Origin of the sequence: Imhoffiella purpurea (genome assembly GCF_000585215.1) — a bacterium.
Classification (GTDB): domain Bacteria; phylum Pseudomonadota; class Gammaproteobacteria; order Chromatiales; family Chromatiaceae; genus Imhoffiella; species Imhoffiella purpurea.
In genome coordinates, this window is the sequence record NZ_AONC01000028.1 from 37,391 (window position 1) to 53,880 (window position 16,490).

Annotated in this window: 16 protein-coding genes and 1 riboswitch; of the genes, 4 read left to right on the forward strand and 12 right to left on the reverse strand. The window is 65.1% G+C overall.

Annotated elements, in window-relative coordinates; translation table 11 throughout:
• Position 1 precedes the first annotated feature (1 nt).
• Positions 2-757, reverse strand: coding sequence for a metal ABC transporter ATP-binding protein (locus tag D779_RS09615; protein WP_043753137.1), 756 nt, complete (start codon positions 755-757; stop codon positions 2-4).
• Between the two features lie 217 nt (positions 758-974).
• Here D779_RS09615 and D779_RS09620 point away from each other — a divergent pair, with 217 nt between their 5' ends.
• Positions 975-1,676, forward strand: coding sequence for a hypothetical protein (locus tag D779_RS09620; protein WP_043753139.1), 702 nt, complete (start codon positions 975-977; stop codon positions 1,674-1,676).
• A 48-nt stretch (positions 1,677-1,724) separates the two neighbouring features.
• Here D779_RS09620 and D779_RS09625 read toward each other — a convergent pair whose 3' ends face one another.
• The gene (locus D779_RS09625) at positions 1,725-2,321 is read right to left on the reverse strand and encodes a TMEM165/GDT1 family protein (RefSeq protein WP_043753141.1); all 597 of its coding nucleotides are present in this window, start codon (positions 2,319-2,321) and stop codon (positions 1,725-1,727) included.
• Between the two features lie 40 nt (positions 2,322-2,361).
• A riboswitch (yybP-ykoY riboswitch) is annotated at positions 2,362-2,506 on the reverse strand.
• Between the two features lie 194 nt (positions 2,507-2,700).
• Between D779_RS09625 and D779_RS09630 the strand changes: the two genes are divergently transcribed.
• The gene (locus D779_RS09630; RefSeq protein ID WP_157726367.1) at positions 2,701-3,366 is read left to right on the forward strand and encodes a PilZ domain-containing protein; all 666 of its coding nucleotides are present in this window, start codon (positions 2,701-2,703) and stop codon (positions 3,364-3,366) included.
• Positions 3,367-3,393: 27 nt separating this feature from the next.
• Here D779_RS09630 and hybE read toward each other — a convergent pair whose 3' ends face one another.
• From hybE to D779_RS09665, 7 genes are all read right to left on the reverse strand, one after another.
• A complete protein-coding gene (gene hybE / locus D779_RS09635; protein WP_043753144.1) occupies positions 3,394-3,867 on the reverse strand; it encodes a [NiFe]-hydrogenase assembly chaperone HybE in 474 nt (157 codons plus the stop codon).
• Between the two features lie 8 nt (positions 3,868-3,875).
• Positions 3,876-4,727, reverse strand: a complete 852-nt coding sequence (locus D779_RS09640) for a hydrogenase expression/formation protein (RefSeq protein ID WP_043753146.1) — start codon at positions 4,725-4,727, stop codon at positions 3,876-3,878.
• Positions 4,728-4,799: 72 nt separating this feature from the next.
• A complete protein-coding gene (locus tag D779_RS09645) occupies positions 4,800-5,117 on the reverse strand; it encodes a HypC/HybG/HupF family hydrogenase formation chaperone (protein WP_043753148.1) in 318 nt (105 codons plus the stop codon).
• On the reverse strand, positions 5,117-5,746 hold the full coding sequence (locus D779_RS09650; protein WP_043753149.1) for a HyaD/HybD family hydrogenase maturation endopeptidase: 630 nt from the start codon (positions 5,744-5,746) through the stop codon (positions 5,117-5,119). Before D779_RS09650 ends, D779_RS09645 begins: the two co-directional genes overlap by 1 nt.
• On the reverse strand, positions 5,743-6,435 hold the full coding sequence (gene cybH, locus D779_RS09655) for a Ni/Fe-hydrogenase, b-type cytochrome subunit (protein ID WP_198295700.1): 693 nt from the start codon (positions 6,433-6,435) through the stop codon (positions 5,743-5,745). Before cybH ends, D779_RS09650 begins: the two co-directional genes overlap by 4 nt.
• 190 nt (positions 6,436-6,625) lie before the next feature.
• Positions 6,626-8,416, reverse strand: coding sequence for a nickel-dependent hydrogenase large subunit (locus tag D779_RS09660; RefSeq protein ID WP_043753155.1), 1,791 nt, complete (start codon positions 8,414-8,416; stop codon positions 6,626-6,628).
• The gene (locus D779_RS09665) at positions 8,413-9,510 is read right to left on the reverse strand and encodes a hydrogenase small subunit (RefSeq protein ID WP_043753157.1); all 1,098 of its coding nucleotides are present in this window, start codon (positions 9,508-9,510) and stop codon (positions 8,413-8,415) included. The genes D779_RS09660 and D779_RS09665 overlap by 4 nt, the downstream gene beginning before the upstream one ends.
• Positions 9,511-9,917: 407 nt before the next feature.
• Here D779_RS09665 and D779_RS09670 point away from each other — a divergent pair, with 407 nt between their 5' ends.
• Together D779_RS09670 and D779_RS09675 are read left to right on the forward strand one after the other, a co-directional pair.
• Positions 9,918-10,358, forward strand: coding sequence for a hypothetical protein (locus D779_RS09670; RefSeq protein WP_043753159.1), 441 nt, complete (start codon positions 9,918-9,920; stop codon positions 10,356-10,358).
• Positions 10,359-10,425: 67 nt separating this feature from the next.
• On the forward strand, positions 10,426-11,766 hold the full coding sequence (locus tag D779_RS09675; RefSeq protein WP_043753160.1) for an MFS transporter: 1,341 nt from the start codon (positions 10,426-10,428) through the stop codon (positions 11,764-11,766).
• Between the two features lie 95 nt (positions 11,767-11,861).
• Here the strand turns inward: D779_RS09675 and oadA are convergent, their stop codons facing one another.
• The 3 genes from oadA to D779_RS09690 all read right to left on the reverse strand — a co-directional run bounded on the left by oadA (position 11,862) and on the right by D779_RS09690 (position 16,455).
• Entirely contained in the window at positions 11,862-13,679 is a 1,818-nt protein-coding gene (gene oadA, locus D779_RS09680; protein ID WP_043753161.1) for a sodium-extruding oxaloacetate decarboxylase subunit alpha, read from the reverse strand.
• 54 nt (positions 13,680-13,733) lie between these two features.
• Complete coding sequence (locus D779_RS09685) at positions 13,734-15,152, reverse strand: acetyl-CoA carboxylase biotin carboxylase subunit (RefSeq protein ID WP_043753162.1); 1,419 nt, start codon at positions 15,150-15,152, stop codon at positions 13,734-13,736.
• Between the two features lie 154 nt (positions 15,153-15,306).
• Positions 15,307-16,455 (reverse strand): hypothetical protein, encoded by a 1,149-nt coding sequence (locus D779_RS09690; RefSeq protein ID WP_043753163.1) that lies wholly within the window; start codon positions 16,453-16,455, stop codon positions 15,307-15,309.
• Positions 16,456-16,490: the final 35 nt, after the last annotated feature.

Consider the following 16,490-nt stretch of genomic DNA (forward strand, 5'->3'; position numbering starts at 1 on the left):
GTCAGTGACTGTGGTCGATCAGGCGAACATGGTCGCCATAGAGCTGGTGGATGGCATCGCCGTCGACCGAGGTCGTGGGATGACATTTGAGGGTGCGGTTGAGACAGGCGACCCGGCTGACGTAGTCCGAGATGAAGGCGATGTCGTGCGAGACCACCAGAATGGTGAGACGCGCGTTCAATCTCGCCAGCAGGTCGAAGATGCTCGTCTCGCCGCGCTGGTCGATATTGGCGGTCGGCTCGTCCAGGATCAGGATCTCGGGATCGCCGGCCAGTGCCCGGGCCATGAGCACGCGCTGCAGCTGGCCGCCCGAGAGGGTGCCGATGGGCCGGCCGGCGAGATCGGAGGCATCCACCTCGGAGAGCGCCCGGCGCACGATCTCGCGGTCGGCCGAACGGTACCAGCCCAGGAAGGAACCGATACCGAGCCGTCCCATGGTCACCACCTGTTCGACCGAAATGGGGAAGTCCCGGGGAAAGCTCGGGAATTGCGGGACATAGCCCACCTGGCGCGACATCTGCCCCGGCGGCCGTCCCAGGACGCTGATCTCGCCGATCTGCGGATCGAGGAGCCCCAGAATCAGCCTCAGCAAGGTGCTTTTACCACCCGCGTTGGGGCCAATGAGACCGACGAACTCGCCACGCTCGATGCTCAGATCCACATGCTCCAGTACCAGGGTGTCGCCGTAGGAAAAGCTCAGGTCCCGGATCCGAATGACAGGATCCGCACCAACGACCCGCGATGACGCTCTAGCCAAGCCGGAACCCTCTCATCCGATAGACAACGACAAGGCGACCCATGGCCGCAGAATCCGAACGGCGGGCGATCGCCGTCGATGGCGCAACAGTATAACAGCAACCCGGCGTGTCTCGATCCAGCCAAGGGTCGGGAAAGGCGAAGAATCGGATGCTGCGAACAGCGCGTCCGGCGGGTTAGCATTGAGCCCTTTCGCCAAACAGCCGATTCGCTGCCCAATGACCTCTCCATACGACCTCCTCTGGTCATCCCAATTCCTCTGGGCCGTCGGCCTGGGACTCTACGTTCTGGCGGTCCTCTTCCTGACCCGCATCCCCTACGAGGCCATGGTGGCACGGGGAATGGAGCCGATCCGCGCCTGCTACTACGACCGCAAGATCGTGCACATGCTGGCCGGCGGCGTCGGCTCGCTCATGGTGCCGCTGGTCTTCACCGATCCCTGGTATCCGCTGGTCGCCGGGCTGCTGCTGACGCTCTTCACCAACCTGGCGCATGCGACCGGACTGCGGCTCTATTGGTTCCAGACCGAGGAGAACCGCAACGACGTCAAGTTCGCCCTCATGTGGGCGAGTTCGGTCTCGGCGCTCTGGTGGCTGCTCGACAACCCCTGGCTCGCCATCCTGCCCTCGCTCTACATGGCCTTCGGCGACGGCATCACCGGCGTCGTGCGCAACGCACTCATCCGCAAGCGCTCCAAGAGCCCGATCGGCAATGTCTTCATGCTGCTGCTGTGCGCCCCCATGGGCTGGTATATCGGCGGCATGGCGGATCCGGCGATCCCGCTCTGGGGGCTCATCTCGGCGGTGGTCGCGACGGTGGTCGAACGCTACGAGTTCGGTCCCATCGACGACAACATCCTCATCACGGTCGCGGCCTCCGCGGTGCTCCTGATCGGGACGGCCGCCGGACCGCTGGTCTGAATCAGGAGATCGGCGACGGCTGCCGGAGCGGGTCTTCCGACCCTCCCGTCAGAAGACCTTGAAGAGCGCACCCGCGGCGAGCAGCAGAAAGATCACGCCGCTCAGCTGATGGAGACGCTGCATCGGGACCCCACTCAGCATTCGGCATCCGATGGTGACGCCCAATGCCGAGGTCGCCGCGAGCGCCAGGGTCGAGCCGAACCAGACCGCCATGGGCTCCAGATTGCTGGCGAGCCCGGCGACGGCGATCTGGGTCTTGTCGCCCATCTCGGCGAGCAGAATCATGAGAAAGGTCGCGATCAGGATGCCGTGTCCCGGACGCTCCGGCACCTCTCCGTCGTCGCAGTCGAGGCTCGAGCGCAGGGCCAGGACACCGAAGACGGCGAAGAGGACGGCGACGATGGCGGCCAGCAGGCGTTCGGGAAGCCACTCGGCGAGACCGACACCGAAGACGACGGCGAGCGTATTGAGAACGACGAACGCCAGCACGGCGCCGACCAGGACGGGCGCCTGACGGTGACGCGCGGCGAGCGTGATGCAAACGAGCTGCGATTTGTCGCCCAGTTCGGCCAGGAAGATGAGACCGAAGCTGGTGAACGCCGGCACGAGCCAAGCGGGAATGGAAAGCGAGTCGAACAGTGGCATGATGAAATCGCAAGGGGCTGGGCTACATGACCGACGGACGAGGCGCGGCATGCCCAGCCCCAGCCGGACACCACGCCAAGCCCGAGGTCTCGTCAAGCCAGCGCCGCGCGTGCCACGGTATAGATACCGAGTCTGTTGACCCGCGCCCCTTTCGAAGGAAAGGGCGACTACTCCCCTCAAGATGGGCGAAAATTAGCGGGCGGCCCGCCGACTGTCAACCGGAAATCAGGGAACGGCCGATAGATTCGCCAAGCATCGCCCGCGGATCCTACACCAAGCCCTAAAATGTGACTCGACACACGGAAACCCGGCCGACAGGACACGAGAATTCGACCGAGCTCGAAGAACGGCCAATGCGTGCTACAGGCATTTGAATATCATGACGAATCGACGCACTCAACGCCGTCTCGGGACCAAGACCACGACCATCGGGGTCACAGTTCCCGGCCAGAGCCGCGCGATCGAGGTCGAGATCCACAACCTGTCCTGGGGTGGAGCCTTTTTCATCGCCTCCGATCCGGCGGTGTGCCAATGCGAACGCATGCGTCTGACCTTCCCCTGGCTGGAGGATCAGACCTTTTCGGCCGAGGCGGACATGATGCGCTGCGAACAGCTCGCGGACGGAAGATTCGCCGTGGCGGTTCGCTTCTACTGCATCGCGTCCAACGACCAGATGCGGCTCACCAGACTGCTCAAGCTGCTGATCTCGAAGGAGGACCGAACCGGACCGGATTCGACCATCCCGATCGCCGAGACGCTGGATCTCACCGTGACCGACGACGATGAGATGCGCGAGCGACTGCAGCAGATCGGCTCGGGGCGCCTATCGCTGACCGTATTCGGTGCCTATGCCCTCGATCAGAGCCTATCGCTCAATCTAAGCGGTAGCCAGCGCTACCCCGACCTCTATTTGCGCGCCCGCGTGACCGGACAGGAGATCATCAGCATCCCGTTCACCAACCAGCCGGAACTGGTCAAGCTGGAGCTGAGCTTCGAGCATCCGGAGGAGGATCTTCACAAGATCGCGGGACTTCTGAATCGATGAACGCAGCGCCCGAGGCAGATCCCGCCTTCAGGAGCCGAGCCTACCGCGCAGCAGATCACGACGGCTGATACCCGCCGCAGACGTCGGCCATGAATGCGCCGGTTCGGACAGAAGCCCGTCCAGCACGGCCTCCGCGGTGGCGACGGCCGTCGCCTGATCCGGAAAACCGCCCATGGGAGAGAAGATGGAGCAGGCGGCGAAGCGGCCGATCCCCGCCTCCTCGGAGGCGATGAGCTCGCAGCGCCCGCCCGGCAGATCGATCTCCAGCTTGCTCCCCTGCGGCCCAGGCCGCACCTCCGAATCCGTTCCAGGGATCAGCACCAGATTCATGCACCAGGGGGTGACGAGCACGCCGAGCCAGTCGCCGGCGTGGGCGCGCGCGCCCACGACTTGAACCGACAGGGCCGGATTGAGGATAGGCAGCCCGCGCATCCGCGTCTCATGGATCCGATGGAAGGCCACCGTCAAACGGCCCGACAGATCCTCGACCCAGACCGACATGCGGAGGCTCAGCGCACCGCCTCGAGGATCTCGGACAGTCGCCCCGAGCTGTCCTCGATGTCTTCCTGAGCGGCCAGCGCGGCAGCCGGGACGTCCACGACCTCGAGCGTGTTGAGGATCAGCTTGTCGTCCGAATTGAAATGCTGCACCCACCAGCAGTTGAGCAGCCCGGTGGCGCTGACGCGGCAGTTCCCATAGCCGCGCGAGAGGATGGTGACGGGCCCCTGACCCAGTTGGGCGTCCAGATAGGCGAGATCGGCCTCGGAATGGGGCAGCAGGGTCAGATTGACGACGTGCGGCAGATCGCCGAGACGCCAGCTCGCGGCCCGCTCGTTCAATTCGGCCAGAACCGAACGGGCGGTGAGCACCTCCTCGGGAGGTGTCGCGGGATCGAGGCTCCGTGCAGCCCCCTTGAAGGCGTCATCGCGCACCGCGGTTGGAATCTCCGCCACCTCGATCTCGTCGCGCACCACCCGCCCCTGCCCGTCGCTGGCCTGGACATGCCAGAGGCCGGCGAGACGGGTCTCCTGCACCCGCAGGGCTCCGCCGGAGAAGCGGATGCTGACCTCGCCCTCACCGAGCGCCTGAGCCACCAGGGTTCGGTCCGGCTCGGGCAGGGCCATGAGATCGACCACGCGCGAGGGCTCCAGCACGCGATAGCTCTCGAGCTGAACCAGCAGGCGTTCCAGCAGACGCACACCATCGGGACAGGACTGGGCGTCCTCGGCCTCAGGCAGCGCGGGGGGCACGTAGGTCCCCATCGTCTTGGGCAGCGAGAGATAGGCCAGCTCGGCACCATCCGGCTCCACCGGCTGCGAGCCGGGCCCCCTGGTCAGACCGGGGATCTCGAAGGATTGCATACGCGATGGCTCCTATTGGAAACGCAAGAAAAAAGGGGCCGCGACAAGGCGGTAACCCCGAAAACGGAGGTCTCAGCTCTCGGCGCCGTCACCGGCTCGATGGCGCAGATGCTCGGGCAGGGTCGGCTCGCGGTCGACGAGATCGGCGAACAGATGGTCGACCGGCTGCCCCTGCATGGCGGCCTGCATGGCAACCAGGGCATCGCGAACCCGCAGCGCATGTGTCTCGCCCATCACCTCGCGCGCGGCGCCCAGGAACACCAGCACCCAGCTCCCGGCCGGCTGCCGGCCGACCAGCTGCATGTCGACCTTGTGACGCTCGCCGCCGTCGTCGCACCAGGCCCAGAGGGGGCCGGATTCGATCACCTGCATGGGCACCCCGACGCACATCAGCCGGCACCTCTCATGGCCAGCACCCGGGGATCGCCGATGCGGCAGGCGACATCGGGTCCGGGGCGTCCGGATTCGTAGTCGGCGAGACGCAGCGACGGATGCGGCATCTCCTCGCCGAAGGCGCCGGACTCGCCATCGGAGGGCACCCACTCCACGCCGAAGCGCTCCAGATAACGCCGGGCCTCGGCGATGGCGGTCTCGATCCGGTCCCGAACCTGAGGTCTCAGGCTGCCCCCGAAATCCTCCAGCTCGACCGGCTGAACACCGATCAGCAGCAGGTGGCTCGGGTAGTCGCCCATGAGATCGGCCAGGGCCAGCACCTCCTGGAAGCCGGTCTGGTGCAGGCTCATCTTCTTGGCGCCCATAAAGCGGGGCACCGCCTCGCCCTCGACCAGTTTCATGGTGCCAGGCTCGAGCCCGTAATCGATGGCGTCGAAGACCATCAGAACCTCGGCCCAGCGGACCTGGTCGACCAGATAGATGCCCTGGGTCCCGCCATCCAGCAAGCGAACGTTGGGGGCGAAGCGATAGCGCCGTGCGATCTCCTCGACCACCCGCACCCCGAACCCCTCGTCGGCCCAGAGGATGTTGCCGATGCCGAGGATGAGGACATTGGGCGCGCTCACGGCCGGTCGTCCTTGAACATGCGCCAGCCGCTGACCATGGTGCTGATGAGGCTCTGGCGGGACATGATGTCCTCACGGATGGCGGTATAGACATGGAGCATGACGAAGATCACCAGCACCCACATGCCCCAGTGGTGCCACATGCGCACGTCCTGACTTTGCCCAACCATGGGGATGACCCAGCCGAAGAGTTCGTCCTGCCAGCTGCCCAGACCGGTCTGCTCGGAATAGAGCGCCATGCCGGTGACGATCATGACCAGACCGCCGACCGTGATGATGATCACCATAAAGAGGTGCGCCAGCGGATTGTGGCCGACGTACTTGCGCGGCTCCTTCTCCAGGAAGGCGTACCAGCGCAGCTCGTGGAGGAGTTCGCTCCAGAAGCGTCGGCGCCAGAACGGCAGGGTGAAGAGCTGATGCGAGTATGAATTGCCGACGAACGCCCAGTAGATGCGGAAGAGGAAGCCGACCATGAAGGTGTAGGCGGCGACGAAATGGAAGAAGCGGATGGTTCCCATCAGATAGTGATCGCTCGCCTCGCCCGGCAGGGACGGCAGCGGATGGGCGATCAGATAGCCGCTGATCGCCAGGACGGTGATCGAGAGTGCATTCACCCAGTGCCAGATGCGCACCGGGGTCTGATAGACATAGACCGCCGTGCGTTTGACCGTTGGAACGCCACTGTACATGGACTTAATCTCCGAGCTCATGGATCGATCCGGTCATGCCTGCCGGCATGACCCTCGCTCGCTGTCGGTTGCGCCGGCCTGGACGCGCACTCGGCACATCCGGATCGGGCGGATCCCTCGTCGGCCATCGTGGCGACCGAAACGGTCGCCACGGCGATCACGAGGACCAGTCTGCTGATCGTCATCGTCTCTACCGCACCTTCACCCGGGTCAGCTCGTCGCCGTCCGGGCTCATGACGTGGGTCGAGCAGGCCAGACAGGGGTCGAAGCTGTGCAAGGTGCGCAGGATCTCGAGCGGCTCCTCGGCCTTGGCCACCGGGGTGTTCATGAGCGCCGCCTCGAAGGCACCGATGTTGCCGGCCGGATCGCGCGGAGAACCGTTCCAGGTGGTGGGGACCACCGCCTGGTAGTTCTGGATCTTGCCGTCCTCGATCACCACCCAGTGACCGAGCGCGCCGCGCGGGGCCTCGGTGGTGCCCACGCCCTTGGCCTGCTTGGGCCAGGTCTTGGGATCCCACTTGTCGACATTGGCCGTATTGCTGTCGCCAGCCTTGAGGCTGGCCATCAGCTTGTCCTGGAAGTAGCGCATCTTGTGCGCCGCCCAGGAGCCTTCCAGACCGCGGGCGGCGGTGCGCCCCAGGGTCGAGAAGAGCGCCTCGACCGGCAGCTGCAGATCGGTCAGGACCTTCTCGACCGGCTCCTTGAATTCCGGGTTGCCCTGGGCGTAGCCGATCACCCAGCGCGCCAGGGGGCCGACCTCCATGGCATGGCCGCGCCAGCGCGGGGCCTTGATCCAGCTGTACTTGGCGTTCTCGTCGATCTCCTGGATCCGGGTCTTGGACCCCTTGGTGTTGGGACCCAGGACGAAGTTGGGGTTGGTGACGCCATCCCAGGGATGCAGCCCCCTGGACTCGTCCTCGTAGCTGAACCAGGAATGGGTGACGAATTCCTGGATCTGCTCGGGATCGCGCAGGTCGACGTCGTGGATCTCGGCGAGATTGCCGTTGATGATGGCGCCGCGCGGCAGCATCTGGTTTTCGGCCGAGCTGTCGTTGGCCCGATCCGGGATGTCGCCGTAGGAGAGCACGGACTGGCTGCTGAGTCCGCCGCCGTAGGTCCAGTCCTTGTAGAAGGAGGCGATGGCCATCAGGTCCGGGAGATAGACCTTGTCGATGAACTCGATGGTCCGGTCGATGATGGAGGAGACCAGATTCAGCCGCTCCATGTTGACCGCCCCGACCGCGCCCGCCTCATGGACGTTGATGGCGCAGGGCACGCCGCCGACCAGCCAGTTGGGGTGCGGGTTCTTGCCGCCGTAGATCGTATGGATCTTGACGATCTCCTTCTGGAAATCGAGCGCCTCCAGATAGTGTGTGACCGCCATGAGATTGGCCTCGGGCGGCAGCTTGTAGGCCGGATTGCCCCAGTAGCCGTTGGTGAAGGGCCCCAGCTGGCCGGACTCGACGAAGCGTTTGATCCGGTTCTGCACGTCGCGGAAATAGCCGGGCGAGGACAGGGGCCAGTCCGAGATCGACTGCGCCAGCGCCGAGGTCGCCTTGGGATCCGCCTTGAGCGCCGAGACCACGTCCACCCAGTCCAGCGCATGCAGATGATAGAAGTGCACCAGGTGGTCGTGCGCCTGGAGCGTCAGCTGCATGATGTTGCGGATGGAGTTGGCGTTCTCCGGGATCTGGATCCCGAGCGCATCCTCGACCGCACGCACCGAGGTGAGCGCGTGGGTGCCGGTGCAGACGCCGCAGATCCTCTCGGTGAAGGCCCAGGCGTCGCGCGGATCGCGGCCGCGCAGGATGACCTCCAGACCCCGCCACATGGTGCCTGTGGAGACCGCGTTGCGGATGACGTTGTTCTCGTCGAGGTTGACCTCGCAGCGCATGTGACCCTCGATACGGGTCACCGGATCGACGACGACGCGCTTGCCCGAGGTGTCGAGCTCGAAGCCGTTGGGTGTCTGCACGCTCATGCCTTGTCATTCTCCTCGTGATGCTCGCCCGAGCGCTGCTTGATGCGTTGGATGGCGCTCGCCGCCGCATGCGCCGTGATCGCCGCGCCGACCGTCCCGGCCGCCGCGATGCCGACCTTGTCCGCGTTGGCCTCGATGCCGAATCCGTGGGTGTTGGTGACGTGATGGTAGAAGCTGCCCTTGTCCCAGAAGCCGTCCTCGGAGCAGCCGATGCAGCCGTGACCGGACTGGATCGGGAAGGAGACCCCGTTGTTCCAGCGCACGGTCGAGCAGGCGTTGTAGGTGGTCGGGCCCTTGCAGCCCATCTTGTAGAGACAGTAGCCCTTGCGCGCCCCCTCGTCGTCCCAGTCCTCGACGAACTGGCCGGCGTCGAAGTGCGGACGGCGGTAGCATTTGTCGTGGATGCGCTGACCGTAGAACATCTTGGGCCGGCCCTGGCGATCCAGCTCGGGGATGCGGTCGAAGGTGAGCATGTAGGTGATGACGCCGGTCATGACCTCGGCGATCGGCGGACAGCCTGGCACCTTGATGATGGGCTTGTCGGTGATGACCTTGTGCACCGGCGTGGCCTGGGTCGGATTGGGGTGCGCCGCCTGCACGCAACCCCAGGAGGCGCAAGAGCCCCAGGAAATGACGGCCTTGCAGTCGGCGGCGACCTCCTTCAGCTGCTCGACGAAGGGCCGGCCGCCGATGATGCAGCTCATGCCGTCTTGGTTCAGGGGCGGATTGCCCTCGACCGCCAGGATGTAGTTGCCCTTGTACTTGGTGCGGACGTCTTCGAGGATCGCCTCGGCCTGATGACCGGCCGAAACCATGATGGTGTCGTCGTAGTCGAGCGAGATCATCGAGAGGACCACGTCCGAGACCAGGGGATGGGCGGACCGAATGAAGGACTCGGAGCAGCAGGTGCATTCCAGGCCGTGCAGCCAGAGCACCGGCGTGCGCGGCTTGGTCTCCATCGCCTGGGCGATCCTGGAGGCGAAGACCGGCTCCAGCCCCAGGGCGGTCGCCGTCAGACTACAGAATTTGAGGAAGCTGCGACGGGTGATCCCCTGTCGGCGCATCACCTCGTAGAAGGTTTCAGTCGTTGCCATGGTTGATCCCAGTTGTGAACCCCAGCGGATTGACCGGCAGGCGCACCGGCCCGATCGGCACTCGGATATCCAAATGCAATCATCGAGCCAGGCTCGGCCAGCACCGCCAAATTGACAATTCGCAACCGATTCGCGCCATTGGCTGCCGATCGGCGGACCACCATTCCGTAAAGTAAACTTACACTTTGCGCTCGCAACGCAAACCAAGTTTACAGAGACCGGCTGGAAGACGTGACGCAAGGACAGGCATTCGGCCCCATCTCCCGAGGATCCGCCGAATGCGTAATCCTACGGATAGCCCCCTATCCTCTATGCAAGGATGCTAAACGGCATTTTTGCGGCAGCATGCGCCCCAAGGGCCGAATCGAGCAGATATCAGGCGAATGAGCGGTCGAGCTGGCGAACCTGTGGAAGACCTCCACGCCGAATGCGCCGCCTTGCGGGAGAGATTGCGCGAGGCGGAATCCAGATTTTCAGGCGCGTCCAACGCCTCCCCGACATCCTCGCCTCCGCCACCCGCCTCCGCGGGCGCCGAGGCTCCATCAGACCGCAATTGCAGCGCCGCCTTCGACCAGGCGATCGGGGACGCCACGCAAGCGGCCCTGCGTCTCATGGAATCGGCGATCGCCGAGCGCATCCGCGCCGTGTCCATGGAAAAGGACCTCCAACGCGAGATCCGCCATCGGCGCTGCGCCGAAGAGGCCCTGCGCGAGGCCGAGCACCGCTGCAACCGGATCCTGGACACCATCGGCGACGTGCGCTGGATCTCGACCGAGGATTGGGAGACCATTCTGGATATCGACCCGAAAGATCGCTCACCCAGACGCCCCACCGAAATGAGCGACTGAACGCGAACGCTCAGCCTCCAGCGAGGACGCGCCGAGAAGCCGAGAGCTCAGCCCAGGATCCGCCTCGATGACCACCAGAACCCGAGCGCCCGCACGAGAGATCCTCGGCTGGGCCATGTTCGACTTCGCCAACTCCTCCTACACGCTGCTCATCATCACGGTCGTCTTCGGCGACCTCTTCACCCGGGTCATCGTCGGCGACGCGCCGGACTACCGCCTGGGCAACCTGCTCTGGAGCCTGGCGCTCGCCGTCAGCTACCTGATGGTGGTGATCGCCTCCCCGGTGGCCGGGGCCATCATGGACTATCGGGCGAGCAGAAAGCGTTTTCTCTTCGCCAGCTATGCGCTCACGGTCGTCACCACCGCCATGCTCTATTGGGCGGCGCCCGGTTATGCCTGGATCGGGATGGTCCTGCTGATCCTCTCAAACTTCGCCTTCGCCCTCGGCGAGTCCTTCATCGCCAGCTTCCTGCCCGGGCTGGGACCGCCCGAGGATCTGGGCAAGATCTCGGGATTCGGCTGGGCGCTCGGTTACATCGGGGGCATGGTCGCGGCGCTCTTCGTCCTCTTCGTGCTCGGCGAGGTCAGCGCCGAGAACTTCGCGCGCATCCGCTGGGTCGGGCCCTGGACCGCCCTCTTCTTCCTCGTCGCCGCCATCCCGACCTTTCTCTGGGTCCGCGAGCGCGGCACCCCTCGCCCACTGCCCCCAGGCGCCAGCCTCGTCGGCATCGGGGTCTCCCGGGTGCGCCAGACCCTGGCCCATCTGCGCCAGCACCGCGACCTGGCCGTGCTGCTGATCGCCGTCTTCTTCTCCATGAGCGGCATCTCCATCGTCATCACCTACGCCTTCATCTACGGGGCACAGGTGATCGGCTGGGACGCATCGGTGCGCACCCTCATGTTCGTACTGGTGCAGCTCACCGCCGCCGCGGGCGCCTTCGGATTCGGCTACATCCAGGACCGGATCGGCGCGCTGCGCACCTACATCCTGACCCTGGCGATGTGGATCCTGGCGATCCTGCTCATCTATCTGACACCATCGATCGCCGAGCTGGCGCACGACCGGCTCGGGCTCGACTGGCAGGCCCAGTACGTCTTCCTGGTGGTGGGATGCGTGGCGGGCGCAAGCCTGGGGGCCTGTCAATCGACCACGCGCACCCTGGTCGGACTCTTCTCGCCGCTGTCGCGCTCGGCCGAGATGTTCGGCTTCTGGGGGCTCTCGATGAAGCTGGCCGGGGTCTTCGGCCTATTGGCGATCGGGCTGCTGCAGGCCGTCTTCGGACTGCGTCAGGCCCTGCTCTTCTGTCTGGCGCTCTTCGCCGTGGCCATGCTCGTCGCACGCCATGTCGACGAATCGCGCGGACGCGCCGTCGCCCAGGCGCACGATGCGGGACTGAAGGAGTGGTAGGAATCGAGCAGAATTTCAACCGCAAAGGCGCAAAGGCCGCGAAGATCGATCTTTAATTCCTTTGCGTTCTTCGCGCCTTTGCGGTTCAAAATTTATCAGGGCGTGATTTCCAGCAGCACCTCGTCCGGATTCACCGCATCGCCCTTGGCGACATAGACGGCGGTGACGGTGCCGTCGATGGTAGCCTGGATCTCGGTCTCCATCTTCATGGCCTCGGTCACGATGACCGCCTGGCCGGCGGCGACGGCGTCACCCTCCTTGACCAGCACCTCGACGATGTTGCCCGGCATCGAGGTGGTGACATGACCCGGCTGGCTGGGCTTGGGCCGCTTGCCGGCGATCGCGGTCTTGACCGCGCCATCGGCGCCGCCGGTCAGCACCAGCTCGTCGAGGGTCTCGACCACCACCTCTTCCGGGATGTCGTCGATGGTGAAATAGAAGTGACGCTCGGCCTGGCCCTTGTGCCCGGCACCCGTGACCTTGATGTGATAGGTCTCGCCATGGACGTTGATCTTGAACTCGGTCGGGGCCGAGGTGGAAACATTGCTCGCCGGCGGCTCCAGCGGCTCTGGCACCAGGGTGCCCTCGGCACGATGCTCCAGGAAGGTCCGACCGATCTCGGGGAACATGGCGTAGATGAGGGTATCCTCGTCCGAGCCGGCCAGGGAGCCGATCTCCTTGGTCAGCCGCTCCAGCTCGGGCTTGAGCAGATCGGCCGGCCGGCAGTCCACCAGATCCTCCTTGCCGATCGCCTGCTGCTGCAGCACCGGGTCGACCGGGGCGGGCGCGGCGCCGTAGCGCCCCTGCAGATAGAGCTTCACCTCGTTGGTGATGGTCTGGTAGCGCTTCTCGGTCAGCACGTTGAGCACCGCCTGGGTGCCGACGATCTGCGAGGTCGGGGTGACCAGAGGCGGATAGCCCAGATCCTTGCGCACGCGCGGGATCTCCTCCAGCACGGCGTTCATGCGGTCGATGGCGTTCTGCTCCTTCAGCTGGTTGGCCAGGTTGGAGATCATGCCGCCCGGGACCTGGTTCACCTGCACCCGGGTGTCCACGCCGGTGAAGTCGCTCTCGAACTGGTGGTACTTCTTGCGTACCTGGTAGAAGTACATACCGACCTCCTGGATCGCCTCCAGATCCAGGCCGGTGTCGTACTGGGTGCCGCGCAGGGCGGCGACCATGCTCTCGGTCGGCGGATGCGAGGTGCCACCGGCCATCGAGGAGATGGCGGTATCGATGGTGTCGCAGCCATTCTCGATCGCCTTGAGGTGGCACATGTCGGCCAGACCGGCGGTGGCGTGCGAGTGCAGATGCAGCGGCAGATCGACGCTGTCCTTCAGCGCCTTGACCAGCTCGGCGGTCACGAAGGGGGTCAGCAGACCGGCCATGTCCTTGATGGCGATGGAGTCGCACCCCATGGCGGCCAGCTCCTTGCCCATGCGCACGAAGCCCTCGACCGTGTGGACCGGGCTCACCGTGTAGCAGATGGTGCCCTGGGCGTGCTTGCCGGCGGCCTTGGTCGCCTCGATCGCGGTCTTGAGGTTCCGCAGGTCGTTGAGCGCGTCGAAGATGCGGAAGACGTCCATCCCGTTCTCGGCCGAGCGCTTGACGAAGGCCCGCACCACGTCGTCCGAATAGTGGCGGTAGCCGAGCAGGTTCTGACCGCGCAGCAGCATCTGCAGCCGGGTGTTGGGCAGGGCCTCGCGCAGCTTGCGCAGACGCTCCCAGGGATCCTCCTTGAGGAAGCGCACGCAGGCGTCGAAGGTGGCGCCGCCCCAGCACTCCAGCGACCAGTAGCCGATGGCGTCGAGCTTGGGGCAGATGGGCAGCATGTCCTCGGTACGCATGCGCGTCGCGAGCAGTGACTGATGGGCGTCGCGCAGGACGACGTCGGTGATGTTGATCTTCGGCATGGTGTCGCTCTCGTCCGGGCACGGCCCGGCATCTCGAAAATGGGAACCCTGGAATCAAAGCCCGGCGTGTGCCGACATGGCCGCCGCCAAGGCCGCGGCGATGTCCTCGCGGCGACGCTTGGCCGAGTAGTGCAGCAGCTCCGGATGGGCCTCGAGGAATCCGGTATCGAAGCTTCCGGCGAGAAAATCCGGATGGCGCAGGATCTCCTGGTAGAAGGGGATGGTCGTCTTGACGCCGAACAGACCGGTATCGCGCAGGGCGCGATGCCCCCGTGCCACCACGTCCTCCCAGTTCAGCGCCCAGACGATGACCTTGGCCAGCATGGAGTCGTAGTAGGGCGGAACATGGTATCCGGTGTAGATGGCCCCGTCGGTGCGCACGCCCGGACCGCCCGGGGCGTAATAGCGCGAGATGCGCCCGAAGCTCGGCAGGAAGTTGTTCTGGGGATCCTCGGCGTTGACCCGGAACTGGATGGCATAGCCGCGCCGCTTGATCTCGTGCTGCTTGTAGCGCAGCGGCAGACCGGCGGCGACACGGATCTGCTCCTCGACCAGGTCGACGCCCGTGATGGTCTCGGTGATGGTGTGCTCGACCTGGATACGGGTGTTCATCTCCATGAAGTAGAAACGACCGTCCGCGTCCAGCAGGAACTCCACGGTCCCGGCATTGGTGTATTTGACCGCGCGCGCCGCCAGCACCGCGAGCCCGCCCACGTACTGACGCTGAGCGTCGTCGAGCTGCGGCGAGGGCGCGATCTCGATCAGCTTCTGGTTGCGGCGCTGGATGGAGCAGTCGCGCTCGTAGAGATGGACGCAGTTGCCGTGATGGTCGGCCAGCACCTGGACCTCGATGTGCTTGGGATTGACCACGCACTTCTCGAGGAAGACCTCGGCCCGGCCGAAGGCCTTGGTCGCCTCCGAGATGACACGCTCGTAATTGGAGCGCAGTTCGGCCGGGGAGTCGCAGCGGCGGATCCCGCGCCCGCCGCCGCCCGAGGTCGCCTTGAGCATGACCGGATAGCCGATCTCCTCGGCGCAGGCGAGGGCCTCGTCGAGGTTCTCCAGGTTGCCTGGGCTGCCGGGCGTCACCGGCACCCCGGCCTTCTGCATCGCCTGGCGTGCCGCGGTCTTGTCCCCCATCCGGGCGATGACCTCGGAATTGGGTCCGATGAAGGTGATGCCGCGCCGTGCGCAGGCCAGCGCCAGCTCGGGATTCTCGGACAGGAAGCCATAGCCGGGATGGACCGCGTCGCAGCCGGTCGACACCGCCAGATTGACGATATGGTGCACGTTGAGATAGCCGGCCAGGGGATCGGCGCCCAGGCTGTAGGCCTCGTCGGCCTTCTTGACGTGCAGGGAGTGACGGTCGGCCTCCGAATAGATGGCCGCCGAGCGGATGCCCATCTCGGCACAGGCGCGAATGACACGCACCGCAATCTCGCCGCGGTTGGCGATCAGGATCTTACGAAGCATCGGTTTGCCTCTGGGACGGCCGCCTCGACGGCCAGTGTGGCGGAAATCGGATGACAATCGGCTCATGCTGCTGCGCAGCAATCGCGTTGCGGAGCTCAATTGTACAAACGCAATGCATGAATTGAAAATCTGTGATCCGCCGATCGCCCCTCGGTCAAACGGGCAACACCACCTTGTCTATCCGGCGAATCAGGGCCGGTTTGCGGGAATTCTGTTCGCGGAAGCGCGACAGGCGCTCGGAATAAGGACCCGTCGTCCCGTCCATTCTGGCAAGATCGCGCAGATCGACGAGCAGACTCGCGGCCTCTTCATAGGCCGAGGCATGACGCAATGCGGCCAGGCCCTCGACCTTGGCCCAAATCTCATCCTCGCGGCCACGCAGCAAGGCCAGGTAGCGCGAGCGACGTTCAGCGGCCTCGGCCGCCTGGCGGGACTTCTCGGCGGCACGCTCGGCCGCCTCCCTCGCCACACGTTCCTCCAGCATGGCGTTAGTGCGATCGATCAGATCCGCGACCGTCCTGCGCTCGCCCGAATCGGACGGGTCCGTCACGGGATTCAGCTCCGACTCGATCCGTCGGCGCAACACGACCAGCTCCCGCGACCCATCGTCCAGCAGCAGCTTGGCGAGAAGCGCATCCTTTTCGGCACCCGAGCGTTCGGCCAGCCAGCGCCCGACCTCCGCGGATCCGAGACCGGCCAGCCTGAGCGGGGCGCTCGACTCGGCCGCGACGGCGATCAGATCTTCGGGGAGACGGAGGAAATCGGCCAATGCCTGATGCGGGGCATCCAGCCGGGCAAGCCCGGGCGGAACCGCTGGCTCGGTCGATTCCTCGTCCAGATTGCCTGCCCAGGCCTCGGCCAGCCAGCCGAGATAGAGGCTGCGGCGGTCGCCTCGCATCAGACTCGCCCGGATGCCGATCAGGGACGAAAGCCAGCTGCCTCCCTCCTCCCAGTCGGGTTCCTCCGTCTCGGAGCGGAAGGACAGGACGAGATGCTCCCGGGTCTTCCATCCCTCCATGCCATCTTCGAGCAGATACTCGGAGACGTCGCTCAGGTCCATCAGGGACCGCGGAAGGCGCAACATGAACCAATGGGTTCCCCAGTTGGCGAGATGGAGAAAGGCATCGAAATAGAGCTCCATCCAGCGATTCGGATCGCCCTTGAAATCGCCCCAGTTGTACTCGTTCCAGAAACGGGTCGAGGTGATCTCCGCGCGCGTCGAGACGCGTCGCAGCTCGGCCATCTCTTCGCGCGTCAATGGACGATCGATGGCTTGGAACTCGTAGTACTGATATTCGCTCATGCTGGTCTGACTCGGGATGGGATCTTCGAAGAAGG